The following is a 1,171-nucleotide window of genomic DNA, read 5'->3' on the forward strand; positions in this document are numbered from 1 at the left end:
CATAGGCGCGCGCGCCTTCGCCGTGCAGGCGCTCGATCGTGCGCTCCACGAGCGGCGCAAGATCCTGGCGACGCCGCGTCAATGTCAGCGCTTCGGCGAAGAAAGCGACTGAATCGCTCGCCGTCACGGTCTGCGCCAGCGCCAGCGTGTAGTCCCGCGGCGTGCGCGCCTTCAGGGCCGCCTGCTCGGTGGCACGCGCCAGATACAGCAGCTCGCGGCAGGCGCATTCGACGAACAGCGCCTCCTTGGTGCGGAAGTAATAGGTGATCTGGCTCGGGAACGCGTCCGCGGCGGCGGCGATGTCGGTGATCGCCGTGCCAGACAGCCCCCGCTCCCGAAATAGCGGGCTCGCGGCATCCAGCAGCAGCGAGCGCATCTTGCGGCCGGCCGATCGTGTGGCTCGCGCGGCGTGCTTGGGGTCGCCTGCCGACGCCTCAAACGGAGCCTGGACCGATTCACCCGTCATCAGCACCTCCCGATGAATTATTTGTATGACATACAAACAAATAGGTCAAGCTGCTACGAGAGGATGGGTTCGGCCGCCCCATGCCGGCACCGTCGGGCCGAAAACGGGGCGCTCCAACCTTGCAAAGCCGGCCAAAATCCGTATAAGGCGCGCATCCGCAGACCCCGGCCGGGAGCTGAACGGACGGTCTCAGCAAATCATTCGTGATTTTGGTGTGGCAGGGCCAGTCGGCCCGTCGTCCCGTGTTTCCGCCTTCTGAGCTTAATCCCAGAGTCCTTTCCGAAGGCCTCTTAAGGGCTTGACGCCGGGCGATGCGCCAACATGAGGAAAGGACCACCATGGCTCTTTATGAGCATGTCTTTCTCGCGCGTCAGGACGCGAGCACGCAGCAGGTCGAAGAGCTGACTGCGCAGATGACCGGCATTGTCGAGGGTCTCGGCGGCAAGGTCACCAAGACCGAGAATTGGGGCGTGCGCTCCCTCACCTACCGCATGAACAAGAACCGCAAGGCGCACTTCGTGCTGCTCAACATCGACGCGCCGTCCGCGGCGATCGCCGAGATCGAGCGCCAGGAGCGCATCAGCGAAGACGTGATCCGCTATCTCAGCGTCCGCGTCGAGGAGCTCGAGGAAGGCCCGTCCGCGATGATGCGCAAGGCCGACCGCGACCGCGAGCGTGACGATCGTGGCGGCGGCTTCCGCGGCG

General features: G+C 65.0%; 2 protein-coding genes. One reads left to right on the forward strand and one right to left on the reverse strand.

Annotated elements, in window-relative coordinates; genetic code table 11:
- On the reverse strand, window positions 1-466 hold a 466-nt coding region (locus MOV75_RS38980; protein ID WP_247008158.1), incomplete at its 3' end, for a TetR/AcrR family transcriptional regulator C-terminal domain-containing protein.
- Between the two features lie 338 nt (window positions 467-804).
- Between MOV75_RS38980 and rpsF the strand changes: the two genes are divergently transcribed.
- Window positions 805-1,171: 30S ribosomal protein S6 (rpsF, locus tag MOV75_RS38985; protein ID WP_247008160.1), on the forward strand; the 367-nt coding region annotated here is incomplete at its 3' end.

Source organism: Bradyrhizobium sp. PRIMUS42 (assembly GCF_023006515.1).
Classification (GTDB): domain Bacteria; phylum Pseudomonadota; class Alphaproteobacteria; order Rhizobiales; family Xanthobacteraceae; genus Bradyrhizobium.